Here is a 24,885-nt window from a genome sequence, read left to right as displayed (position 1 = left end):
TATGGCGAATATCCCCATTTTTTCAGACGAACAGATTAATGATTTTATGCAAGCAGCACTGGATGAGGCAAGGCAAGCTGGATCGGAAGGCGAAGTCCCAATTGGTGCAGTGATTGTACATGATAATCAAATTATTGCACGTGCACATAATCATCGAGAACAAGGGCAACAGGCCACGGCTCATGCAGAATTGCTTGCAATTGAGGCGGCTAATCAGGCTGCACAATCGTGGCGGTTAGAGAATACCGCCTTATTTGTGACGTTAGAACCATGTATGATGTGTGCTGGTGCTATTATTAATTCACGGATACCAGTCATTTATTATGGGGCTCAAGATGCCAAAGGTGGTGCCGTTAAATCATTATATACATTACTAGAAGATGAACGATTAAACCACCGTGTTGAAGTGCATCCAGGTATTAAAAGTGACGAATGTGGTCAATTATTACAAAATTTTTTCTCTGAAATACGATTAAAACATAAACTTGTAAAACAGCTGAAAAACAAATAGTATTCTCTTTTGGTGCATTTTGTACTATAATATTGTTAGTGGACTAAAAAAGAGGTATTGAATGCAAAATTTAAATGAATGGCAAGTTGACCAAGATTATGTGGCAATTGTCGGTGATTTATTACAACGTGAAGAAGTTCAAAAATTAGAAAATTATCCACAGCATCATTTTTCAAATCGATTAGAACATTCTATTTCTGTTTCTTATCAGTCATACCTTATTGCTAAAAAGGTAGGCGCTGATGAAGTTGCAACAGCACGAGCAGGATTATTGCATGACCTATTTTATTACGACTGGCGTACAACTAAGTTTGATGAAGGCACACATGCTTATGTGCACCCTCGTATTGCTTTAAAAAATGCACGTAAAATAACACATATTTCACCTAAAGAAGCAGATATTATTGTGAAACACATGTTTGGTGCAACCATTGCACCACCAAAATATGTTGAAAGTTGGATTGTGTCATTAGTTGATGACTATGCAGCTGTCAATGAGTACTTATTACCACAGATGTATGTTTCTTATTTTAAATGGCAAATGAAGGTTGCAACGCGCTTTACCAATTTTCGCTTGAAAATTCAGTAAGGATTAGCGAAAAAGACTAGCCAGAATCTTAAAAATCACGTATAATATTTATTGCAGGCAAACGTCTTCTCCCGAACTGGGTCAGGACAGGAATGTAGCAGCCCTAAGGTTGTTTGATGTTGTGCCTGTGTACATATTTGACCGCTCAGCGGTCTTTTTTTGTAAGTGGAGGTGGAAAATTTTGGCATATCAAGCTTTATATCGCGTGTATCGTCCAAGAACTTTTGACGACATGGTGGGTCAAGAAATTATCACCCAAACGTTACAAAATGCAATTCAGACAGGGCAAACAGGGCACGCTTACTTGTTTAGTGGTCCTAGAGGAACTGGAAAAACAAGTGCAGCCAAGATTTTTGCAAAAGCAGTAAATGGTATTCCAGCTGACCAAGACGATGCACAAATACCTGACATTATCGAAATTGATGCCGCATCAAATAACGGTGTGGATGAAATTCGTAATATTCGTGATAGTGCCAATTATGCGCCAATTGAAGCACAATTCAAGATTTATATTATTGATGAAGTACATATGTTATCAACAGGCGCTTTTAATGCCCTACTAAAAACACTAGAAGAACCACCTGCTAATGTTAAATTTATACTAGCCACAACGGAACCGCAAAAAATTCCGGCTACTATTTTATCTAGAACACAAAGATTTGAATTTAAGCGCATTAGTACGCAGCAAATGCAACAACGAATGTCATATATTTTGGACCAGCAAAATATTGCGTATGATGAAGATGCTTTACGTATTATTGCCAATGCAGCTGAAGGTGGTATGCGTGATGCGTTGTCCATATTAGATCAAGTGATTGCTTTTGGACAAGATCATGTAACCGTTGAAAATGCTTTACAAGTAACGGGTTCTGCAACAACAACGCAGTTGTTTGATTATTTACAAAGCATTATTGACTATGATGTGCAATCAGCATTACAAATTTTGCATGATGTTTTACAAGATGGTAAAGATGCCCAGCGCTTTATTGCTGATTTAATGGCTTTATTACGGGATGTGATGTTATCTAATGTTGCTGAAACATTGGTAAAATCAACAATTCCGTTGTTCCAACTACAACAATTGCAGGGGCGCATTAGTATGCAACGTATTCAGGAGATGATGATTATTCTGGATGATGTACAGCGACAATTAATGCAGACAATGCAAGGTGATGTTTATTTAGAGTTACTTACTGTAAAATTAGGTATTAATAAAAATAATAAATTGGTTGAGCAACCGGCAACGGCCGTGCAACAATCAGCAGAGCCAGAGCCAGAGCCAGAGCCAGAGCCAGAGCCAGAGCCAGAACCAGAGCCAGAGCCAGAGCCAGAGCCAGAGCCAGAACCAGAGCCAGAGCCAGAGCCAGAGCCAGAGCCAGAGCCAGAGCCAGAGCCAGTATCTCGTGATGGGCAAGATTATTCTGTTAGAACTGGTCAGCAAGCTGTGTTCGCTGTGCTAGGGACAGCGCAACGTAATAGTTTGGTAACCATTAAAAATAAATGGGCAGATATTTTGGCGCAATTTGATGTAGCTGGTCGAGCTTTATTGACAACAGCAACGCCAGTTGCTGCTAGTCAAGTTGCAGTAGTGCTGGCTTTTGATTATCCTGCCTTACTGGAACAAGTTTTACAAAATACGGTATTGCAAACGCAATTAAAAGCAGTACTGAATAAGCATGCGTTATCGAATGAATTGGTCATGATTTCGCAAGATGAGTGGCATCTTGATCGAACAGAATATGTTGAGAAACTTAAAACAGGTGCCGCACCTCAAATTGACTTGGCTACATTACCTTATGTCAAGGTTGCAAAAGCAACACAATCAAACAATGCGCAACAAAATGCTGAACATGAATCAATTAAAACAGATGAGCCCCAAATCGTTTCAGAAGCTAAAAAGCTATTTGGTGATGATCTCGTGAATATTGTTGATTAATGTGACTGATAAAGTATTTGAAAATGGGAAATAGTGATGCAGTATCCAGAACCAATCGCTAAGTTAATAGATAATTATACAAAGTTACCCGGAATAGGGCCAAAAACAGCCACCCGATTAGCTTTTTACACTTTGGGTATGGACAATGAAGATGTGGAAAGTTTTTCCAAGTCGTTAATTTCAGCCAAAAAGGATTTAACCTTTTGTGATACTTGTGGCATGATTACTGAAAAAGATATGAATCCATGTATTATTTGTCGTGATAAAAGTCGCAATCAAGGGACAGTTTTTGTCGTTGAAAATTCAAGAGATGTGATGGCGATGGAAAATACCCGTGATTATCATGGTTTATATCATGTTTTGAATGGTGTGATTTCACCAAGTGCCGGGACAGGCCCAGAAGATATTAACTTGCCGAGTTTGGTTAGGCGTTTATCCGAGCATGAAGAAATTAAAGAAGTGATTGTTGGTACCAATGCTAACGCGGAGGGTGAAGCAACTGCCATGTATCTGGCGAGATTGTTAAAGCCTGCTGGCATTAAAGTGACGCGATTAGCACATGGATTGTCTGTTGGATCAGACATTGATTATGCAGATGAATTAACATTAATAAAAGCTGTGCAAGGGCGGACAGAATTATGATTTTTGGTAAAAAAAGAAAAGATATTCGTAAAGAATATGATCAAGCATTAGTATTTCAAATCGACAAGGCCAAAATAGATTGGGAATCAGCTCAAAACTCTGAAAACGCTTTACTGGACGGGCAAGTTAATGTACGCTTAATACAAGCGCAAACAGCTTTGGCTAAAGCAAAATTCTTTTATTTATATCGCGAAGCGCGACGGCGCAAAACAGTTGGTCATATGCAAACGCATGTTATCAAATCGGATAAATAGGAGTTGAAGATGTCAGAGGCAAAGTTTATTTCTTTTGAAGGTCCTGAGGGCGCTGGGAAAACGAGTGTGTTACAAGCTTTAATTGGAGAATTAGGACCCATGCTGGGTGATGATCTAGTAACAACACGAGAGCCTGGGGGTAATCCAATTGCTGAAGCGATTCGTGCTATTCTACAACCTGAAGAAGATAATGGGATGGATAAGCGTACCGAGGCATTACTTTATGCTGCTGCTAGACGCCAACATTTAGTTGAAACGATTCAACCTGCGTTAGCTGCAGGAAAAGTTGTGATTAGTGATCGTTATATTGATAGTTCTTTAGCGTATCAAGGTGGTGGTCGCGATTTAGGCGTAGACCGTATTTGGACGCTCAATCAATTTGCAACAGAAGGACTATTACCCGATTTAACGATTTACCTAGATGTACCAGCTGATATTGGCTTAAAGCGCGTTATGCAGCATCGTCAAGGTAAAATTGATCGCCTTGATAAGGAAGATTTGAGTTTTCATATTAAGGTACGCAATACTTATCTTGCCTTACGTGATCAGTTTCCTGACCGTATCCAGGTCATTGATGCAACGCAACCGTTAGAAATGGTTATTACAGCAACACGTGCATTGATTTGGCAACAATTAAAAAATAGAAATGGAGTTCACTCATGAAATTAATTACGGCAATTGTTCAAGATAAAGATACTAACAAATTAAGTAATGCATTCGTTAAGGCAAATGTTCGTGCAACACGTTTGTCTACTTCTGGTGGTTTCTTACGTTCAGGCAATACAACGTTCATGATTGCCATTGAAAAAGACCGCGTTCAAGAAGTTTTGGACATTATTAAAAGTATTTCACAAACGCGTAATCAATTCATGGTACCGCCAATGAATTTAGATGCTGGTATTGAAGGTGCTGCCTATCCAATCGAAGTGCAAGTTGGTGGTGCGACAGTATTTACGCAAGATATTGAATCGTTTCATCAATTCTAATGACAGTAGAGTTTATTGAAAATGCACGTCAAAGCTATCCAAAACAAGTTGGACAATTTCTCAATTTAATTACTGAAGAAAAATTGAGCCATTTATATTTATTGGTTGGATTTCCACAAGATCTCAAACTTGACTTTGCACGTTTTTTAGCTTGGCAGATTGTCGGAAATGATCATCGCAATGCGCAACGTATTGTTGATGGTGATCATCCTGATGTACATATTGTTACACCGATGACACCAGGAACTGCCTTAAAAGTAGCCCAAATTAGAGCGTTGACGCCAGAATTTGTGACGCGTGCAACGGAAAGTTCACGTAAGGTTTTTGTTTTGGATGCAGTTGAAACAATGACGACTAGTGCAGCAAATTCTTTATTAAAGTTTATTGAAGAACCAGCTGGTCCACAACTTATTTTGATGTTGACCAACAACTTAAATGATGTACTGCCGACGATTCAATCACGGGCTCAGATTGTTCATTTACAATCTGAACAGCATTCAGGGTTACCAGAAATAACGAATGATTGGCTCCAGCAGGCACAAGGCATAACGTTTAAATGGGTTGAGCTCATGATGCAACGACAAATTGAAGCCTTTGCTTATGTGCAAGCTAAATTATTGCCGTTAATTGAAACAGTAACGCAACAACAGTTATTTTTCAGATGGCTACATGAGGTGATCAGAGATATGATGATTTATGATTATATCTCTACAGAAGATTTGAAATATCCAAAATTAGTTGGTTTCTATAAAAGTCTCAGACGTAGCTATACTATAGATAAATTAGTACGTGTGAGCGATAATATTTTGGCAGATGATAAGTTACGCAAGGTTAATATTTCATTGCAAAGTCGTTTAGAAAAAATTGTATTGGATACATCCATTATTTTAGGAGAGTAGGATGCAACAACAAAAAAGTTTTGAGCAACACGAAACAGGTACTTTATACCTCGTACCTACTCCAATTGGAAATTTAGCTGATATGACACCTCGAGCAGTAGAAACGTTGCAGCAAGTACCATTGATTGCGGCGGAGGATACACGCCATACACAAAAATTATTAAATTATTTTGATATTCATACTAAACAAACGTCTTTTCATGAACATAATTGGCAAAATAAGCGCACAGAACTCATTGATCATTTATTAGCAGGTCATGACCTAGCACAAGTGAGCGATGCAGGAATGCCATCGATATCTGATCCTGGAAAAGAATTAGTTGCTGCTGCTGTGGATAACAATATTGTGGTGGTACCTATACCTGGCCCTACAGCTGGTGTTACAGCGCTGATTGCCAGTGGTTTAGTCCCACAACCTTTTTATTTTTATGGCTTTTTATCGCGTAAGAAGAGTGAACAACTTGAAGAATTGCATCAGTTATCCACATTTAGAGATACGGTTGTTTTCTATGAAGCACCACATCGTATCAAAACCACATTACAGCATATGCAAAAAGTAATGGGTGATGAACGGCGTGTTGTCTTAGCTCGAGAATTGACTAAACGTTATGAAGAATTCTTGCGAGGCACATTAGCTGAATTAGTATCTTGGGCAAGTAGTAATGAAATTCGTGGTGAATTTGTGGTGATGTTATCGGGTTATACTGGAGATATTACTGCTGTTGACCAGGTAAATGACGAAGAAATGGTTGCTATATCACCAGTTGATGCTGTGAAACAGTTGATTGAAGCAGGAGAAAAACCTAATGTCGCCATTAAGCAAGTTGCTAAGCAAAGAGGGTTAGCACGACAAGATGTCTACAATCAGTATCATGGTTTAGAGGGTAAATAATATGGGGATTCCTTTTGAAATAGTACATAAAATTGAATATTTTGAGAGTGATATGTCGGGCAAACTATCACTACCAATGATTTTGAATTTGGCCGTATTATCATCCAAAACACAAAGTGATCATTTGGGTGTTGGACAAGAAGAACATCTTTCACGTGGTTTGGGATGGGTTATTTTACAGTATGATGTCCACATCAAAAGGCGTCCTACTGTGAATGAGGTCATCCGCATTGAAACACAAGCCTCACAGTATAATCCGTTCTTTGTACATCGACCATTTGTCTTTTTTGACGAACAGAATGAAGAAATCATTCGTGTTGATTCTATATGGGCAATGTTAGACATTGATAATCGACGTATGGCACGTATTCCACAAGATATTATTGATAAATATTCAGCCGAACGTGTGAAACAGATTAATCATATTCCACGACCAGATAAAATCACGACAACGGACGACATTATTGAAAAAAATTATCACGTTCGTTATTTAGATATTGATACAAATCAGCACGTCAATAACTCTAAATATTTTGAATGGATGCAAGATGTTTTGGATTTAGATTATCTGAAACATCATGAAATCACAAATATCAATATTAAATATGAAAATGAAGTGCGTTTGGGACAAGAAGTTATTAGCCAAGTTGCGATAGCTGATAATGTGACTAAACATCGTATTATGGTTGCAGCGCATACATCTGCAGAAGCTATTTTCACATGGCGTAGTGTATAATTGGATACAGAACTAACTTAAAGTTACTGATATCAAAAGCTATTGGAGGCAAACATGGCAGTATTAGTATTAGGTGGTGCGGGTTATATTGGCTCACACATGGTAAAACGTTTAATTGAAGATGAACGTGAAGTCGTTGTTGTAGATAATTTGGTGACAGGACATCGTCAGGCAGTGCATCCAGATGCTAAGTTTTACGAAGTTGATGTACGTGATAAAGCAGCACTTAATCAAGTATTTGATCAAGAAAATATTGAAGCTGTTGTACATTTTGCTGCCTTTTCTATTGTTCCAGAATCCGTAGCCAATCCGCTTAAATATTTTGATAATAATACGAGTGGTATGATCACCTTACTTGAAGTGATGAAAGCACATGATGTGAAGCAGATTGTATTTTCATCTACTGCTGCAACATACGGTAATCCAGTCAACATTCCGATTAAGGAAACAGATCCGCAACAGCCAATTAACCCTTATGGCGAAAGTAAACTAATGATGGAAAAAATCATGGCTTGGGCAGACCAAGCAGATGGGATCAAATGGGTTGCTTTGCGTTATTTCAACGTTGCAGGAGCTGCTGAAGATGGCACAATTGGTGAAGATCATGCACCTGAAACACATCTAGTGCCAATTATCTTACAAGCGGGATTGGGACAACGTGATTATATCGAAATGTTTGGGGATGACTATAATACACCTGATGGTTTCAATGTGCGTGATTATGTTCATGTATTGGATTTAGCTGATGCGCATATTTTGGCATTAGACTATCTAAAAGAAGGTGGCGACAGTAATCAATTTAACTTGGGTTCTGCAACTGGCTTTTCAGTTAAGGAGATGGTTGAAGCGGCACGCAAAGCTACTGGTGTTGATATTCCGTCTAAAATTGGCCCACGTCGACCAGGGGATCCTGATATTTTGGTAGCCAATTCAGATAAAGCACGTCGGGTGCTTGGCTGGGCACCAAAATATGATAATGTTGAAGATATTATTAAAACAGCATGGCAATGGCATCAAAGTCATCCAGAAGGTTACACAAAATAAATCATAAAAAGCACCAATATTGTAAGTGAAAACATTTACAATATTGGTGCTTTTTTTATTATAGAGTGGTTTATTTTGGTGCGTTAGTTGGATTTCTAGGATTGCTATTGTCTGTTAAAATATACTGGTTAATAATGCTAACGACTTCGTTATTATCTGGTAAATTTGAATGCTGTGCTTCATTACCTGATAAAGTAATTTGCATATATTTTTGTGTATAATTCTGGAAAATATATTTACCCGCCGTCACACTTTGAACAGGGACAATCCCATCATCAGTGTAATCTTCTGTTCCGGCAATCGAGTAGACTATAAGGTTTGAGGGTAGTTGGGTACGCCCCTGAATCATATCCTTTAACATTTCAGTTTTACGGCTAATCGATGTTTCTGAAAAATTATATGGTGTTCCCAAAGTCATTAAGTGATTCATCACAAATTGCTGATTGTTAAAGTATTTTTCTAGATAACGTGTCCAAATTAAGCCGCCATTTGAGTGACCGATGGCGTCAAAGTGATGAAAATGATAGCGATTTTGTAACAAAGTGAGGACATCGTCAATATAACTTGCTTGCTTTTTGATATTGCTATAACCATCGGCGTTATTTTCAAAGCCAATCACAATGAATGGTCGAAAGTCTGTTTGACGAATCGTACCAGATATATCATATTGACCGTCCTTTTTAATGTTAATTTTTAGTACACTGTGTTTTTGATTAGGATTAGCATTAAGCTTGTTAAATAAATCGTCGAATCGATTAACCGTGGCGGAGGACCCAGGTATAAAAATAACAGGGTATAATCGTGAATTTTGGATTTTGGACTGATTCAAACGTGTTTCATCAACCCATGAGCGACCTAATATACCAATGATAACCAACAGGATAATACTCAAGATGCATAAGATATATTTACGTTTGCTCATATTATGATTCTTTCTGAGATTTCATGGCGATATTGAAGAATGGTAAATAAATCAATACTGATACTATGATTAGGAGAATACTGACAGCTAAGGCTATTAGATTGCCGTTAGTAGCTAAGTATGCTCTGATGAGATATGGCGTACTGAGGGGAACTTGATAGACAGGAATTGTAATGACATGTAATTTAACGGCTAAATACCCTAGAGATGTTGTGACAACCGGGCTAACTAACATGGGTATGAGAAATAATGGTCGTAACAATAATGGATAAGCAAATAAAAGTAATTGATGATTATTAAATAGACTTGGTAATAAGGACCATTGCCCTAAACGTTGGTCGCCAATATTTCGCGATCGGAATAAAAGTAACAAACATAAAGCTAAACCACCGACAATACTAAACATACTAAATGTATTATATAGGTTAATCGGATAAGGAATATGTGCCGTCGTATGCTTGGTCAAAAAGAAGTTTAAATTTTCTGAAATCGCAGTAGCAGATGCCTGACTGACCAATAAGTCACTTGGAATTGAAATACCAATCCAAGATAACAACGGTAAGATTAAGGCAAAGATGAGAATAGCTGGAATGTGATTAAAGATACTAGACGATAGGTATTGATTAATGGTTGCTTGGAGAGCGGCTGAATGTAGGAAGGGCTTGAGTACTGTTGCAATTGTGATGATAATTGCTGCCCAGCCAATATTAGCAAACGACAATGGGTTTTGTGGTTGTTTTAACAGTTTTTGGTACAGGATGTAACTATTGACAACAGCATAGACTAACAATATTAAAATGAAATAGTTTTTAATTAAAATAACGTTGAAATTATTTTGATTTTGGAACGATGTCATCGTACTATAAAACATAGTCATCATAATTAGTGTGGCATCATGATCAGGACGACGACGTTGATAATACTCTTTAGCTAATAAGGTACTAAAAAAGGTCATGGTGATGATATCAATTATTAAAACAACATTTTGTACAATCGGGGTATAAAAAGGAAGTTGATAGTCAAGAATAGTCGGGAAAAGTGCATTGGGTAATAAGAATAATAATGCGATGATATGCGCATAAACATCGATGACTAAGATAGTAAATATTTTACGATACGTGGTATATATGGCGGAAATGAGGGGCTGATGTTGCCATCTTTTATCCCACTTTGTTAATAATGAAAGTCCTTTGGAAAATATAGACATCTAATCATCCTTATCTTTAATAAAGTAAAATTATATATTTCAGATACTTTTGTCATTCATGTGTTATATTATATACAATATTGACTTATTATGATATATACATTAAAATAATAAGCTGATTATATAAAAACGCTGGGGGAGCAAATATGTTGCAAAAGTTTTTTCAAAATCGCCTCGTTAATTTTATCGGGCGAACATTTTTTTATTTTGCCATTATTATTGCACTCATCTACTTGTATAGTTATTCAGGTGTGGGGCAAGGCCACTTCATTTACAATGAGTTTTAAATTAGGAGTTAATAATGGTTAAAAGTATAATTGGGGCAATTGACCAAATTGCACAAGAAAATGGTCAGTTTGTTGCTTATGATGAACTAGGAGTAGTACATACTTATCACGATTTAAAGATTGCTTCTGATCGTATCGCAACGTACTTATTACAACAAGACTTACCTGCTGACGCACCAATCATGATTTATGGTGGACAGCAATTTGAAATGATTGCGAGTTTCTTGGGTAGTGTTAAAGCGGGGCATGCTTATATTCCAGTGGATGTTAATTCTGCAGATGAACGGTTATTAGATATTTTAGAAATTGGGCAACCAGCTGCGGTTATTGCAGTAGATGATTTACCCATCAAAATTGCTGCAATTCCAGTCATCACTAATGAAGCATTGGCAAATGTCATGAACACGGCAGTTGCATTACCAACACTACCAACTGTTGATCACGATCAAGATTTTTATATTATTTTCACATCTGGTACAACAGGGAAACCCAAGGGTGTTCAAATCAATCACCAAAATTTATTGAGTTTTGTGAATTGGATGCTATCGGATGAATTTGGCTTTAAGCAACAACAGTGTGTCTTATCACAGCCACCATATTCTTTTGATTTATCTGTCATGGATTGGGCACCAACATTGGTTTCAGGTGGTATCTTAAAGGCATTGCCTAAGACTATTGCGGATGATTTTAAACAATTATTTGCTACGCTACCGCAGTTAAATTTAAATATTTGGGTATCAACGCCTTCATTTGCTGATGTTGCATTGTTAGATCCAGAATTTAATGAAATTAATAATCCACACTTACAACGTTTCTTATTTTGTGGTGAAGCATTAACCTCTACTACTGCCCAAAAGTTGCATGAACGTTTTCCAAAGGCCAAAATTTTCAATACATATGGTCCTACTGAAGCAACAGTAGCAGTAACGGGCATTGAAATTACTGAAGAAATTTTGAAAAATCATACTAAATTACCAATTGGTTTTGTTAAGGCTGATACTACGATAACCATTCAAGATGTTGATAGTCATGCGACGCAACCCACTGGTCAGGCCGGAGAAATTGTGATTTCTGGGCCATCTGTATCTAAAGGTTACTTAAATAACCCAGAGAAAACGGCAGTTGCTTTTACAACTGTTGAAGGACAACCAGCTTATCGGACCGGAGATCTGGGTATGCTTGATGAACAAGGGTTACTCCATTATCAAGGGCGTAGTGATTTTCAAATTAAATTGCATGGTTACCGCATTGAACTTGAAGAAGTTGCACAGGTATTGCAGCATAGTCAGTGGATAGAACAAGCAGTATCTGTGCCACGATATGATCAAGATGGTAAAGTCAAGCAGTTATTAGCCATTGTTGTTGCAAAGAAAAATGATTTTGACAAGCCAATTTTATTGACTAATGCGATTAAAGCAGAATTGAAGGACATTATGATGCCTTATATGATGCCATCGCGATTTATCTACCGTGAATCTTTACCAATGACTGCCAACGGTAAAACAGACTTGAAAACCTTGATTGCTGAGGTGAATGGTAATGCTTAATTTGCAACCATATGCTGATCCAAAATACTTTATTGTGCTCATTTTAGCGCTTGTACCTTTGGCAATTGGTATGTATTTTGGTAAGCGTTTTGTTTGGTATGAATCAGTTGTGTCGCTTATTTTCATTTTCCTCATGTTTAATGGTCATAAATATCATGAGGGCATTGCCTTAATTATTTATATGATTTGGCAGTGGTTGTTAGTATGGGCATACACGCTTTATCGTAAAAAGTATAATAATAAATTTATTTTTTACGGTGCAATTGTGATGTCAATACTACCGCTTGTGTTGATTAAAATGGCTGCTGCTGGACATTGGGCTAGCATCTCAACGGTATTAGGGTTCACAGGAATTTCATATTTGACATTCCGTTCGGTAGGTATGATTATGGAAACGCGAGATGGCTCCATCAAGGATTTTGATGCTGTTCTCTTCGCACGATTCATGTTATTTATGCCTACCATATCATCTGGTCCCATTGATCGGTATCGCCGTTTTGCTAAAGATGCCATTACTGTGCCAGACAGAGATAAATATTTGACGATGTTGTCAAAAGCAGTGCACTACCTTTTCTTAGGTTTCTTGTATAAATTTATTCTCTCGCATATTTTTGGTACACTTTTACAGCCCAAGATAGAGAGCTTAGCAATGGTTGCTGGTCAAGGACATGGCGGTCTGTCATGGTGGTTAATACCATTCACATATGTCTGGGGACTTAATTTGTTCTTTGATTTTGCTGGTTACTCACTCTTCGCAGTGGCAATCAGTTATATTATGGGAATTGAATTACCCATGAACTTTAATAAACCATTTCTATCTAAGAACTTAAAAGAATTTTGGAATCGCTGGCATATGACATTGTCATTTTGGTTTAGAGATTATGTCTTTATGCGACTAGTCTTTACCATGATGAAGCACAAAACTTTCAAAAGCCGTATTACGACGTCCAATGTCGCTTATATTTTAAATATGCTACTCATGGGGTTTTGGCATGGTTTGACATGGTATTACATTGCGTATGGCTTATTTCATGGTTTTGGATTGGTCATCAACGACGCTTGGTTACGTTACAAGAAGAAACATCAAGTACCGCATAATCGCTGGACAGAATGGCTATCTATTGTGATAACGTTTAATGTTGTCATGTTTAGTTTCTTGCTATTCTCAGGATTCTTAGATCGATTATGGTTTCATTAAAAGTGCAGTTTGACGTACAGTACAAAAAAGCTTTATGATGAGTAGTGGTTAACTTCAACAGTGAATTAAAGGCTGTTATACGATTTTAGGAGAATGAACAATGAACGTAAAAGAAGACGTAGTAGAGATTTTAAATACAATTATCGGTGAAGATATCTCTGATCAAATGGATGATAATTTTTATGATAGTGGTTTATTGGATTCAATGGCTACAGTAGAATTATTATTAGAACTTGAAAATAAGTTCTCAATTCAAGCACCAGTATCAGAATTTGACCGTAACGAGTGGGATACACCTAATAAAGTCATCGCCAAAGTTGAATCATTGATTGGATAAGAATATGAAAGAAAAGAGAGGGCTTTGGTGGATATTTGGGCCAGTGATTATAGCCTTTATCATGGTTATTTTTCTTTTTCTGGCACCATTCTCGTTACATTATTCATCAAATCAGAAATTAAAAGATGCGTCAGTTTCGTTTTCTAAAGACGTCTTCAAGGGGCAGACGGTGAAAATGGCGGCTTTTAATAATAAGACAACACACTATGTGCCTTTTTTTGGTTCTAGTGAACTGCTAAGAATGGATGCCTTACATCCCGCTATTTTAGCTGCCAAATATCATCGTTCTTATCAACCCTTCTTATTGGGGATGGCCGGAACTCAATCCTTAACGCACTATTTGAGTATGCAAGGGATACAACCAGCGTTACATAAAAAGCAAGCCGTCTTTGTTATTTCACAACAATGGTTTACTAAACAAGGGATGCAAAAATGGGCATTTGACAGCTTTTATTCACCATTGCAGACAGTACAGTGGCTACAACAAGCAAAGTCTGATAATGCAACGGATCAATACGTTGCACAACGCTTATTATCGCAAGATCAGATTAAAAGTAGCTATACGTTAGAACCAATGGTGCGTAAGATTAAAGAAAATAAGCCACTCACTAAGACTGATATGACGCTATTAAATGTTCAAAAGCGCATGTTGTTGAGCGAAGATGGGTTGTTCTCTAATTTACCAGTTGGGCATAATTGGCATAAAAAGGTATTAACAGGCACAAAGCGATTACCTGAACAAGAGCAGCATAGTGTCTTAGAACAATATGCAATTCAAGCAGGTGAGAAGGCGACGAAGAATAGCCGGTTTGGCATTCGTTCTGGCTTTTATCAACATCGTGTCGCACCAGACCTTGATAAGTTGCGTCAGTCACAGACAAAATTTGATTATCGCGAGTCTATTGAATATGCTGATTTTCAAACAGTATTACAGGAATTTGCTAAGAATCAAACAGACGTCATGTTTGTGATACAACCGGTTAATAAAAAGTGGTCAAACTATACAGGTTTAGACACGAAGATGTATCAGCAAAGTGTTGATAAAGTAAAGCATCAACTTGTTTCTCAAGGATTTACGAATATTGCAGACCTATCAAAAGATGGAGCTAAGCCGTACTTTATGGAAGATACTATTCATATTGGCTGGCGTGGTTGGTTAGCTGCAGATCAAAAGATCAACCCATTTTTAACGAAGGGTTATCAAAAGCCAAATTATCGTTTAAATAATGATTATTTGACAAAGAAGTGGCAAAATCTCAACCCAACAGAAAAGAATTTATTGGCATTTCAATAAATGAACTATAAAAGGCTAAGTTCTCACATAAATTTGTTAGCACTTAGCCTTTTAATATCGTTATAATAAGAACATGATTATTGGAATAGGAAATGATACAGAGTCAATTAGCCGTATTCATGGTGCAATTGAACGTAGAGATAATTTTTTAACTTTTATTCTAACGCCCAATGAATTAGCTGCTGCTTCAAAAAGAAAAGGCAAGCATTATACAGAATTTATTGCGGGCCGTTTTTCTGCTAAAGAAGCTTTTGCTAAAGCAACAGGTTATGGCATTGGAAATAAAGTGCATTGGCATGATATTGAAATTTTAAATGAAGATAATGGACGTCCTATTATGCGGGTGAAAGATTTTCCGTACACAACGCATGTTGCTATTACGCACAGTGGGGATTATGTCAATACAATGGTCGTCATTGAAAAATTATCATTATGGCATAGCATCATGCATTATTTGTTTAAGAAGCGTGAGGTATGATGAAGGTGAATAACAGTAAGCAATTAACACGGCCAACATGGTTGCAAGTTGATTTAGCAGCCATTCAGAATAATGCAAAAGCTATTATGAAGCACGCAGGTGCACAAAAAATGATTGCGGTTGTTAAGGCGAATGCGTATGGTCATGGCGCAGTAGCTGTTACTAACAGTTTGTATGCGATTGGCATTCGTGATTTTGCTGTGGCGACAATTGATGAAGGCATTGAATTACGTCAAAATATCACACAGCAAGATATCAATATTTTACTTTTGGGTGTTCAGGATGTTGCACAAGTTCCTGTTATATTGCAGTATCATTTGACACCAGCTATTGGTGATATACAATGGCTGATGAAAGCAACGCAACTAATGGCAATGGATGATGTGCTGAATGTTCATTTGGCAGTCGATACTGGTATGGGGAGAATGGGGGCACGTAATGAACACGATGTCCAAATGGTTAAGGACTTTATTGATCAAAGTTCTCACTTTGCCCTTAGTGGTGTGTTTACACATTTTGCAACTGCTGATGATCACAATGATGCGTATTATCAGCAACAGGTACAAAAGTTCCAACTATGGACAACTCATGCTCAAATACCAGAAGAACTATGTCATCTTGCCAATACAGGATCGGCATTGTGGCACCATAATGAAATCAATACGCATACCATTAGAGTTGGTTCAGCACTATATGGTTTCAATCCTGGGACACCTCATTTGGAGATGCCATTGCAGTTACAACCAGCAATGGCTTTGAAGACAAAAATTGGTGCAACCCATCAAATGGCCGTTGGCGAATCAATCAGTTATGGTGCGACATACACAGCACAACAACCGCAATTAGTTGCAACGCTACCAATTGGATATGCAGATGGTTATTTACGTCGCTTACAGGGAATGAAAGTGTTAGTTGATGGTCATTTCGAAAAAGTAGTCGGCCGTATTACAATGGATCAAATTTTAATTACTTTGAAGCAACCATATCCAGTTGGTACAATAGTAACGTTGATGGGATATGATGGGGAACAGCAGATATCTGTTGAAGATATTGCGAATTATGCCAAGACAATTCCACATGAAGTATTAACGATATTAACTAGCCGTTTACCAAGAATCTATTAAAGCAATGAAGGCCATGCCTTCGTACATATATGAAGTGAGTATGCTATGACAGAAAATCAAGAAATTACGCGTGGTGATATTTTTTTTGCCGATTTAAAACAAGGCATGGGATCAGAGCAGTCTGGTGTGCGCCCTGTACTTATCATTCAAAATGATATTGGGAATATGAACTCACCAACAACGATTGTGGCGGCAATTACGTCTCAAATATCAAAGCCAAAATTGCCAACGCATGTTTTATTACCGGCACATCTAGGTGGTATCAAGCGAGACTCGGTTATTCTAACAGAGCAGGTGCGAACAATTGATAAACGACGGTTGCGAGATAAGATTGCCCATTTGAGTAGCCAATCTCAAGAAATGAAGCAAGTAGCACATGCTTTAAAAATTAGTGTTGGTTTAAAATAAAAAGTACACGATATTTATCGTGTACTTTTTATTTAAAGCGATCTAGATTTTCGATACTGTGGACGTCGTATGTTTTTCTCTTGAGTTGTTTAACAATTTTTTCAAGTTGTTCACTATCATAAGGCAATGCTAATGTGAAGAGAATGACCAATGGCTGTTGCGCATCATTTCGTAACGACTGAACGGAAACAATGTCTGCATATTTCGTAATGATTTTGGATATCTTAGTTAAATCACCACGTGTGTTGTGAGAAATAACAGCCATGGCAACACCACCGTCATGGACTGACCAACTTTGTGCTAATAAATTCATTAACGTGTCATGTGTGAAGATACCATAAAAAGAATGATGTTCATCTAACACGGCGATAAAAGGAAGATCGCGAATTGCAAAGAAAGCTTCGTAAAAGTTACTTGTGGTAAAAATAAATTTTGTTGAGTTACGCATCATCGTCGTAACCGGTAAATCTAAATCACCATTCTTTGCTACATGTTCAAAAACGTGTTGTTTATAAATATTGCCGCGAAATAAATCACCAGTCTGGTCAAGAATAGGAATGGCACGGGTATGTGCGTGCTCACTCTTATTAAAGAGTTCGTAGACTTCGGCAAGTGTTGTATTTTCAGTCACAGTTGTTAGTTGTGACTTTGGGATAACTAATGATTGTTGAAACATACTTATCAATCCATCTTAATTAATTTATAATATTTTGTGTCAAATATTATAATAGCATAGAAGCCAGTAAAAAATCAGTTTTTTACCATGGTATAATTAACGATTAGTATTGAAATTTTAATTTTAAAAGGTAAATTCACATGAAATATATTTTTGGATTAGGAAATATTGGGAAAAAATATGAGAATACACGTCATAATATTGGCTTTATGGCAATCGATGCATTAGCTGAAAAATATAATGCAACATTCTTGCCAAGTAAGCAATTTGCGTATACCGCCAAAATTAATATTGATGGGGTTGCTGTTATGCTCGTCAAACCAACGACGTATATGAATGAGTCCGGGCAAGCAGTTCGCGCTATTTTAGACTATTATAATGGTAATATAGAGGATGTTTTAGTGCTTGTAGATGACATGGATATGCCGTTTGGCAAGTTACGTTTCCGAGACAAAGGTTCTGCAGGAGGACATAATGGCTTAAAGAGCATAATGTCACATATCGGCTCATCCAATTTCTTACGTCTAAAATTTGGTGTAGGCCATCCTAATCATGAAAAACAGGCAGTGATTAACTATGTTTTAGGGCAGTTTAGCCAACAAGAGCAAATCACAGTTAACGAGATGTTTGATAGAAGCACAAGTGCTATGGAAAGTTGGCTACATGGTGCCAACATCGAAACACTTAGTAACCAATTTAATGGATAATGACAATTTTAAATTATTTAAAAACGACACCAACAATTAAAAATTTAAATCAAAATATTCGACCTAACAGCCAACAACTATTATTAGGTATTAATGGTACGGCTAGGGCTGCGACTATTGCAAGCTTATTTAGCACGCAGCCACGACCTATGTTAGTGATTACTGATACACAGGCGCACGCCGAACAATTATATAGCGACCTAGTGCAGTTACTGAATGTAGATGTTGTGTATCATTTTATTGCTGAAGAATCTTTGGCAACCGAAATGGCTGTGAGTTCACCTGAGTTGAGATTCATGCGTGTGACAACGTTATTAGCCATTCAAAAAAAGCAACCGGTAATTGTCGTGGCAAATGTTATTGGTGCTGAGCGTTTATTACCCGCACCAAAAATATTACAGATAGCACAATTAAACCTGAAGGTTCAAAATCAATATAATTTATCTGAAATTCAAGATAAATTATTAACCATGGGTTACGAACAAAATAATTTAGTTCAAGGACCGGGTGAATTTGCGCATCGTGGCGCGATTATTGATATTTTCCCAATTAATGCTGATAATCCAATACGTTTAGATTTCTTTGATGATGAATTAGATCAGATTAAGGTGTTTGATATTGCGTCACAAAAAAGTCAACAATCATTAGATCATATTGGTGTGATTCCAGCCACAGAATTTGTTGTGACGACGCAGCATTATCAACAAGCAAAACAACAGGTTGAAGATATCTTTAATACGTATCGACAAGGATTAGTTGGTGTTGAAAAGAAACATGCGACTGAGGGCTTCGCACCATTGTTGCATCAATTGTATCAGCAGGAAAGATCTAACGCGTTGCTACCTTATTCACATTACTTCTTTGATGACGATACAACATTACTTGATTATTTTTCAGATGATGCTTTGATTATTTTTGATGATTATACGCGATTAATGGAAATCAAAGAAAAACAGCAACAGCGTGATACTGATTGGATGGTACAGCAAGTCTCAACTTATCAATTGCTTCCTAATCAAATATGGTGGCGGACGATTGATGAGCAGCTTGCCAGCCAATCACGCTCAAGCTTATATTTGGCTAACTTTCAACGTGGCTTAGGTCGCATGCAGTGGACAAACATTGAAGAAGTGACAACACGTCCAGCAACACAATATTATGGTCAAATTCCAGCGTTAAAAGAAGACCTCAATTATGCGCAAGAATCGGGCACCACTGTTGTTTTATTGTTGAGTGATGATAAGCGGGCACAAGCTTTTTCTGAAAGTTTGACCGATTTTGAGATATCAATTGCTCAGACCCAAGCGGTCCAAAAAAATCAAGTTCAACTGATGATTGGTGATTTATCATCTGGGTTTGAGTGGCCACAATTACATTTAACCATTCTCACTGAACGTGAATTATTTACAAAAACAAGAAAAGTAGCACCACGACAGCATAAAATTGCTAATGCTGAACGTTTAAAATCGTATAATGAGCTGAATGTTGGCGATTATGTTGTCCATGTTCATCATGGTATTGGTCGGTATGAGGGGTTACAAACAATTGAAGCGGATGGTGGGAAGCAAGACTATCTAACAATTGCATACCAAAAAAATGCTAAGATTTTTATTCCGGTGACCCAGCTCAATCTCATTCAGAAGTATATTGGGGCATCTGACGCTGCTAAGCAACCTAAGTTAAATAAATTAGGTGGTAGCGAATGGGCTAAAACAAAACGACAAGTTGCGGTCAAAATTGAAGATATTGCGGATGATTTGCTTGAATTATACGCCAAACGTGAGGCACAAAAAGGATACGCTTTTGCACCAGACGGTGAAGCGCAATTGAAGTTTGATATGGCTTTTGGATACCCCGAAACACCTGATCAAGTTCGTAGTATCGAAGAAATCAAATCGGACATGCAAAAAGATCGACCAATGGATCGATTATTGGTCGGGGATGTTGGATTTGGTAAAACAGAAGTGGCTTTGCGTGCCATTTTTAAGGCCGCTCATGAAGGTAAACAAGTTGCTTTTTTGGCACCGACTACGATTTTAGTGCAGCAACATTATGAAACGATGTTAGCACGATTTAATGATTTTCCAGATATAAAAATTGGTGTTTTAAGTCGTTTCCAGACACCGACACAAAATAAACAAGTTATCCAACAATTAAAAGCGCATGAATTAGATATTGTTGTCGGGACACATCGTCTATTAAGCAAAGATGTCTCTTTTGATGATTTAGGACTTTTAATCATTGATGAGGAGCAACGATTTGGCGTTAAACATAAAGAGCGCTTAAAGCAATTACGTGCCAGTGTGGATGTCTTAACGTTAACAGCAACACCAATTCCAAGAACTTTGAATATGGCAATGGTTGGTGCGCGTGATTTATCAGTTATCGAGACACCGCCTGCAAACCGTTATCCAATTCAGACTTATGTAATGGAAGCAGATTGGACGGTTGTGCGCGATGCTATTGAAAAAGAAATTGCACGTGATGGGCAAGTTTTTTATCTGCATAATCGTGTGGCAGATCTTGACCGTGTGGCTAGTCAAATTGAGGATTTAGTACCTCATGCGCGCGTTGCTGCTATACATGGACAAATGAGTGAAACACAATTAGAAGGTATCTTATACGACTTTCTAAATCATGAATACGATGTATTAGTGACAACGACGATTATTGAAACTGGCGTTGATATTCCAAATGCTAATACGCTGGTTGTTGAAAATGCTGATCATATGGGCTTAGCGCAATTGTATCAATTAAGAGGGCGTGTTGGCCGATCAGCCAGATTAGCTTATGCTTACTTTACTTATCCCTTTAATCGAACACCAAGTGAAGAGGCTGAAAAACGCCTGTCCGCTATTCGTGATTTTACTGAACTAGGATCAGGATTTAGAATTGCGATGCGAGATTTATCTATTCGTGGAGCTGGTGATTTGTTAGGTAAGCAACAGCATGGCTTTATTGATTCAGTTGGGTATGATTTGTATACGCAAATGCTAAAAGATGCAGTTGCACGCAAGCAAAATCAAACAGCGACTAACAAGGAACCAGCTACTACTGATGCTGAGTTGATTTTGGGTGTTTCGGCCTATTTACCTGAAAACTATGTGGTAGATAACGCCCAGAAGATTGAATTATATACTAGAATACGTCAAGCACGAACAGATGAACAGTTTGAAGAGATTGAATCAGATATTCTGGATCGGTTCGGCGATATGCCAGACGAAGTAGCGCGTTTGATTCTGGTCGGGCAATTAAAACAATTAGCCGATCAAGCTCAAATTATCAATATGCGACGTCAAAAAAATCAAGTGATTATCACGTTCAATGCTGAAGCAACACAACGCCTATCAGGTGAAGCAATTTTTATTGCCTTAAAAGATGTTGCCTTAAAAGTGGCCGTACGTAGTGATAATGATCAACTGCAGGTGATCATGACGATTGATACAAACCAAGAAAGTAGTATTTGGCTCAATATTTTAAGAACATTTTTGTTAACAGTTATTAAACAGGAGAATAGTGGAACAGATGAGATTGGATAAATATTTAAAGGTGTCTCGCTTAATTAAGCGCCGTACAATTGCTAAAGAGATCGCTGATCAAGGCCGTATTTCGATTAATGGTAAAGTAGCAAAATCGTCCAGTGACGTCTTGACTGGCGATAACCTAGAGATACGTTTTGGTAATAAGACGTTAACTATCGAAATTACCAAAATTGTTGAAACAACTAAAAAAGAAGCTTCTGCTGAAATGTATACAGTCATTAGTGAGCAATATGAGCGCGATTATCGTCAAGTCGGGGATGAAAAATAATATTTATTTAAGGATTCTTAAAGAATGTTGTTTTATACTTAAGAAAGTGTCAAAATTAAGTTTAGGTGATACGACTAATGATAAGAAGTTCAAACAATCAGCAATCGAATATTACCCCGTTGAACCCCAAAATTGCCGAACAAATTCGTGATGCGCAAAGTGTTAATGCAAAGCGCGCGGCTTATTATCGCAAAAAGCATAAGCAACGTGAGAAACGAATTTACATTATTGGTGGCATTTTGATGGCTTTTTTTGGCATACAGTTATTGATCGGTCAAGTTAAATTACATGCTAGTAATCAAGCAGTAACGAATACACAGCAAGAGTTACAATCAGTTAAGCGTAAAAATGCGAATTTAAAAGCCGATTTAACACAGTTGAATGACCCAACCTATTTGCAGATGATTTTGCGTGATAAGTATGGGTACACCAAAAAAGGTGAACTTATTTATAATTTACCGGATAAAAATTAACTAACGAGATAAAAGTACCCGATAGGGTGCTTTTTAATATAGGATAAATGACACAGAATATTTTAGATCAAGTACAGGCTTTACAATTACCAGATAAAGTGATTGTCGCAGTTTCGGGAGGTGTTGATTCTGTTGTACTATTAGATGCTTTGATCAAAACCCAACCCCAAGTTGAATTTATTGTGGCACACGTTAATTATCATTTGCGTCCTCAGAGTGATAATGATGCACATTTTGTAGCTGAAATAGCTAAAAAATATCATGTGGTATTAAGAAAAGTTGATTGGCAAGGTATTGACCAAGGGAGTGTTGAAGAAGCTGCTAGAGATTTCCGCTATTGCTTTTTTGAAGAACTGGCAAATGAATATGCAACAAATACCATTTTGGTGGCACATCATGCCAATGATCAAGCAGAAACGATATTATTAAAATTAGTGCGTGGTGGAAAATTAAGTCAATTATCTGGTATGCAACCAACACGCCAGGTATCAAAAACAGTTCAAATAGTGCGACCATTATTACCTTTTTCTAAACAACGCATTAAATTATATGCACAGCAACATCGTTTGGAGTGGTGCGAAGATAGTACAAATGCGGATAGTGCTTATACACCGCGAAACTTGATTCGACTAGAAATCTTACCTCGGTTAACGACCATCAACCACAAGGCCATTGAGCACATTAATCAGACGGCTTCTCAAATCATGCAACAAGAGCAGATGATTACCATGCAAGCGACACAATATCTTGATGACATCATGCAATCCCAAAAAAGCTGGGGAGATATCCCAGAAATATGGTTGAGTGCCGTATTATCTATATGGTTGCAGAAGCAAAAGATTTTCAACATTAAACAAGTCCAAATCGATAACGTTAAGCAGTTAATTCAAAACACGCATAAGACTTATGGTATGATACAAATTAATCACCAATATCAGGTTGTTAAATCGTATCAAAACCTTACGCTTGAAAGTCGATTACAAAATTCCAAATCATCCCTTGATTTTCCTGAGTTTATGTTAAAATTGAACCAATGGCAAATTAATGGACACATGCAGTTTCAATGGACAAATCAAAAACCACTATCTGGACGTTTTATCGCGGTGCATAGCGATCATGATATTGATCAGGTGACGATGCGTCGTGCTAAAACCTCGGATAAAATTGCTATCAAATCAGGGCATAAGACGATGAAGCGCCTTTTTATCGATAATAAGGTTGCCCACGATGAACGACATCAATCATTGATTATTGAGGGGAATGGACAGATACTAGCAGTACGGTTACGTGATGACCATTGGCGTATAAGTGACGATTTTATTGCCAAACAAGATAGTCAACCAAATTATTGGTTACTATGGCGAATTGAGGAATAATTAAGTGGATAACGATATTGAAGAGATTTTATTTGATCAAGCTAGTATTCATGAAGCGGCACATCGGTTAGGCCAACAAATTACAAAAGAGTATACGGATAGTCGCCCGATTGTACTATCTGTGCTGAAGGGGGCTTACCTTTGGACAGCTGATTTACTGCGTGAAGTGGAATTGCAAGTTGAATTAGAGTTCATTAAGATTTCTAGCTACCATGGTGGTGTTGAAAGTACCAACGAAATTAGTCTAGTAACCGATATTCACTCAAATGTTAAAAATCGAGATGTGATTATTCTTGAAGATATTGTGGATACCGGTCAATCATTGCAATTCATGAAGGAATTATTGCAAGAACGCGGTGCAAATTCAATTAAAGTAGCGACGCTACTTGATAAAAAAGAGGGCCGCAAAGTAGATATTAAGGCTGATTATGTTGGCTTTGATGTTAGAAATGAATTTGTTGTGGGCTATGGGTTAGATTACAAGGAGCTTTATCGTAACTTACCTTATGTTGGCATACTAAAACCACAAATATATGAACAGTAGGATAAAAG

The 24,885-nt window shown here is 37.4% G+C and carries 28 protein-coding genes and 1 other RNA gene; 26 read left to right on the top strand and 3 right to left on the bottom strand.

Annotated elements, in window-relative coordinates; genetic code table 11:
* Position 1: 1 nt before the first annotated feature.
* The 12 genes from tadA (at position 2) to galE (ending at position 8,489) form a co-directional block, all read left to right on the top strand.
* On the top strand, positions 2–511 hold the full coding sequence (gene tadA, locus C5L23_RS02555) for a tRNA adenosine(34) deaminase TadA (RefSeq protein ID WP_010008121.1): 510 nt from the start codon (positions 2–4) through the stop codon (positions 509–511).
* 61 nt (positions 512–572) lie between these two features.
* Entirely contained in the window at positions 573–1,100 is a 528-nt protein-coding gene (locus C5L23_RS02550) for an HD domain-containing protein (RefSeq protein ID WP_010008119.1), read from the top strand.
* 49 nt (positions 1,101–1,149) lie between these two features.
* Positions 1,150–1,236: signal recognition particle sRNA small type (ffs, locus tag C5L23_RS02545), an RNA gene on the top strand.
* A gap of 45 nt (positions 1,237–1,281) precedes the next feature.
* On the top strand, positions 1,282–3,036 hold the full coding sequence (gene dnaX, locus C5L23_RS02540; protein ID WP_133264248.1) for a DNA polymerase III subunit gamma/tau: 1,755 nt from the start codon (positions 1,282–1,284) through the stop codon (positions 3,034–3,036).
* 36 nt (positions 3,037–3,072) lie between these two features.
* Positions 3,073–3,678: a recombination mediator RecR gene (gene recR / locus C5L23_RS02535; RefSeq protein WP_010007543.1), complete on the top strand. Its 606-nt coding sequence runs from the start codon at positions 3,073–3,075 to the stop codon at positions 3,676–3,678.
* On the top strand, positions 3,675–3,932 hold the full coding sequence (locus C5L23_RS02530) for a YaaL family protein (protein WP_133264247.1): 258 nt from the start codon (positions 3,675–3,677) through the stop codon (positions 3,930–3,932). Before recR ends, C5L23_RS02530 begins: the two co-directional genes overlap by 4 nt.
* A gap of 9 nt (positions 3,933–3,941) precedes the next feature.
* On the top strand, positions 3,942–4,595 hold the full coding sequence (gene tmk / locus C5L23_RS02525) for a dTMP kinase (RefSeq protein WP_010007541.1): 654 nt from the start codon (positions 3,942–3,944) through the stop codon (positions 4,593–4,595).
* Entirely contained in the window at positions 4,592–4,918 is a 327-nt protein-coding gene (locus C5L23_RS02520; RefSeq protein ID WP_010007539.1) for a cyclic-di-AMP receptor, read from the top strand. Before tmk ends, C5L23_RS02520 begins: the two co-directional genes overlap by 4 nt.
* A complete protein-coding gene (locus C5L23_RS02515; protein ID WP_010007537.1) occupies positions 4,918–5,817 on the top strand; it encodes a DNA polymerase III subunit delta in 900 nt (299 codons plus the stop codon). The genes C5L23_RS02520 and C5L23_RS02515 overlap by 1 nt, the downstream gene beginning before the upstream one ends.
* A 1-nt stretch (position 5,818) precedes the next feature.
* Positions 5,819–6,709, top strand: a complete 891-nt coding sequence (rsmI, locus tag C5L23_RS02510; protein WP_010007535.1) for a 16S rRNA (cytidine(1402)-2'-O)-methyltransferase — start codon at positions 5,819–5,821, stop codon at positions 6,707–6,709.
* Between the two features lies 1 nt (position 6,710).
* Positions 6,711–7,445: an acyl-[acyl-carrier-protein] thioesterase gene (locus tag C5L23_RS02505; protein WP_010007534.1), complete on the top strand. Its 735-nt coding sequence runs from the start codon at positions 6,711–6,713 to the stop codon at positions 7,443–7,445.
* 54 nt (positions 7,446–7,499) lie between these two features.
* On the top strand, positions 7,500–8,489 hold the full coding sequence (galE, locus tag C5L23_RS02500; RefSeq protein ID WP_010007533.1) for a UDP-glucose 4-epimerase GalE: 990 nt from the start codon (positions 7,500–7,502) through the stop codon (positions 8,487–8,489).
* Between the two features lie 70 nt (positions 8,490–8,559).
* Here galE and C5L23_RS02495 read toward each other — a convergent pair whose 3' ends face one another.
* Together C5L23_RS02495 and C5L23_RS02490 are read right to left on the bottom strand one after the other, a co-directional pair.
* Positions 8,560–9,411: an alpha/beta hydrolase gene (locus tag C5L23_RS02495; protein ID WP_033192912.1), complete on the bottom strand. Its 852-nt coding sequence runs from the start codon at positions 9,409–9,411 to the stop codon at positions 8,560–8,562.
* Between the two features lies 1 nt (position 9,412).
* Positions 9,413–10,618, bottom strand: coding sequence for a PTS sugar transporter subunit IIC (locus tag C5L23_RS02490; protein WP_010007531.1), 1,206 nt, complete (start codon positions 10,616–10,618; stop codon positions 9,413–9,415).
* A gap of 146 nt (positions 10,619–10,764) precedes the next feature.
* Here C5L23_RS02490 and C5L23_RS02485 point away from each other — a divergent pair, with 146 nt between their 5' ends.
* The 8 genes from C5L23_RS02485 (at position 10,765) to C5L23_RS02450 (ending at position 17,291) form a co-directional block, all read left to right on the top strand.
* Positions 10,765–10,905: a teichoic acid D-Ala incorporation-associated protein DltX gene (locus C5L23_RS02485; RefSeq protein ID WP_133264246.1), complete on the top strand. Its 141-nt coding sequence runs from the start codon at positions 10,765–10,767 to the stop codon at positions 10,903–10,905.
* A gap of 14 nt (positions 10,906–10,919) precedes the next feature.
* Positions 10,920–12,452 (top strand): D-alanine--poly(phosphoribitol) ligase subunit DltA, encoded by a 1,533-nt coding sequence (gene dltA, locus C5L23_RS02480; RefSeq protein ID WP_010007528.1) that lies wholly within the window; start codon positions 10,920–10,922, stop codon positions 12,450–12,452.
* A complete protein-coding gene (gene dltB, locus C5L23_RS02475; protein WP_133264245.1) occupies positions 12,445–13,650 on the top strand; it encodes a D-alanyl-lipoteichoic acid biosynthesis protein DltB in 1,206 nt (401 codons plus the stop codon). The genes dltA and dltB overlap by 8 nt, the downstream gene beginning before the upstream one ends.
* Before the next feature lie 100 nt (positions 13,651–13,750).
* Positions 13,751–13,987, top strand: coding sequence for a D-alanine--poly(phosphoribitol) ligase subunit DltC (gene dltC / locus C5L23_RS02470; RefSeq protein ID WP_010007526.1), 237 nt, complete (start codon positions 13,751–13,753; stop codon positions 13,985–13,987).
* A 4-nt stretch (positions 13,988–13,991) separates the two neighbouring features.
* Positions 13,992–15,281: a D-alanyl-lipoteichoic acid biosynthesis protein DltD gene (gene dltD / locus C5L23_RS02465; protein ID WP_133264244.1), complete on the top strand. Its 1,290-nt coding sequence runs from the start codon at positions 13,992–13,994 to the stop codon at positions 15,279–15,281.
* Between the two features lie 73 nt (positions 15,282–15,354).
* Positions 15,355–15,759 (top strand): holo-ACP synthase, encoded by a 405-nt coding sequence (acpS, locus tag C5L23_RS02460; protein ID WP_133264243.1) that lies wholly within the window; start codon positions 15,355–15,357, stop codon positions 15,757–15,759.
* The gene (alr, locus tag C5L23_RS02455; protein WP_010007522.1) at positions 15,756–16,883 is read left to right on the top strand and encodes an alanine racemase; all 1,128 of its coding nucleotides are present in this window, start codon (positions 15,756–15,758) and stop codon (positions 16,881–16,883) included. Before acpS ends, alr begins: the two co-directional genes overlap by 4 nt.
* A gap of 45 nt (positions 16,884–16,928) precedes the next feature.
* Entirely contained in the window at positions 16,929–17,291 is a 363-nt protein-coding gene (locus tag C5L23_RS02450; protein WP_133264242.1) for a type II toxin-antitoxin system PemK/MazF family toxin, read from the top strand.
* 28 nt (positions 17,292–17,319) lie between these two features.
* Here the strand turns inward: C5L23_RS02450 and cbpA are convergent, their stop codons facing one another.
* Entirely contained in the window at positions 17,320–17,967 is a 648-nt protein-coding gene (gene cbpA / locus C5L23_RS02445; RefSeq protein ID WP_010007520.1) for a cyclic di-AMP binding protein CbpA, read from the bottom strand.
* A gap of 140 nt (positions 17,968–18,107) precedes the next feature.
* Between cbpA and pth the strand changes: the two genes are divergently transcribed.
* The 6 genes from pth (at position 18,108) to hpt (ending at position 24,877) form a co-directional block, all read left to right on the top strand.
* Positions 18,108–18,674, top strand: coding sequence for an aminoacyl-tRNA hydrolase (gene pth / locus C5L23_RS02440; protein ID WP_010007519.1), 567 nt, complete (start codon positions 18,108–18,110; stop codon positions 18,672–18,674).
* Complete coding sequence (mfd, locus tag C5L23_RS02435) at positions 18,674–22,213, top strand: transcription-repair coupling factor (RefSeq protein ID WP_133264241.1); 3,540 nt, start codon at positions 18,674–18,676, stop codon at positions 22,211–22,213. Before pth ends, mfd begins: the two co-directional genes overlap by 1 nt.
* Positions 22,200–22,484, top strand: coding sequence for an RNA-binding S4 domain-containing protein (locus C5L23_RS02430; RefSeq protein WP_010007518.1), 285 nt, complete (start codon positions 22,200–22,202; stop codon positions 22,482–22,484). The genes mfd and C5L23_RS02430 overlap by 14 nt, the downstream gene beginning before the upstream one ends.
* Before the next feature lie 77 nt (positions 22,485–22,561).
* The gene (locus C5L23_RS02425) at positions 22,562–22,957 is read left to right on the top strand and encodes an FtsB family cell division protein (protein ID WP_133264240.1); all 396 of its coding nucleotides are present in this window, start codon (positions 22,562–22,564) and stop codon (positions 22,955–22,957) included.
* Between the two features lie 47 nt (positions 22,958–23,004).
* Complete coding sequence (tilS, locus tag C5L23_RS02420) at positions 23,005–24,333, top strand: tRNA lysidine(34) synthetase TilS (protein WP_010007513.1); 1,329 nt, start codon at positions 23,005–23,007, stop codon at positions 24,331–24,333.
* A 4-nt stretch (positions 24,334–24,337) separates the two neighbouring features.
* Entirely contained in the window at positions 24,338–24,877 is a 540-nt protein-coding gene (gene hpt, locus C5L23_RS02415) for a hypoxanthine phosphoribosyltransferase (protein ID WP_010007512.1), read from the top strand.
* Positions 24,878–24,885: the final 8 nt, after the last annotated feature.

It is taken from the genome of Leuconostoc fallax, from assembly GCF_004354645.1.
GTDB lineage: Bacteria > Bacillota > Bacilli > Lactobacillales > Lactobacillaceae > Leuconostoc_B > Leuconostoc_B fallax.
This window is presented reverse-complemented; position numbering and strand designations above follow the sequence as displayed.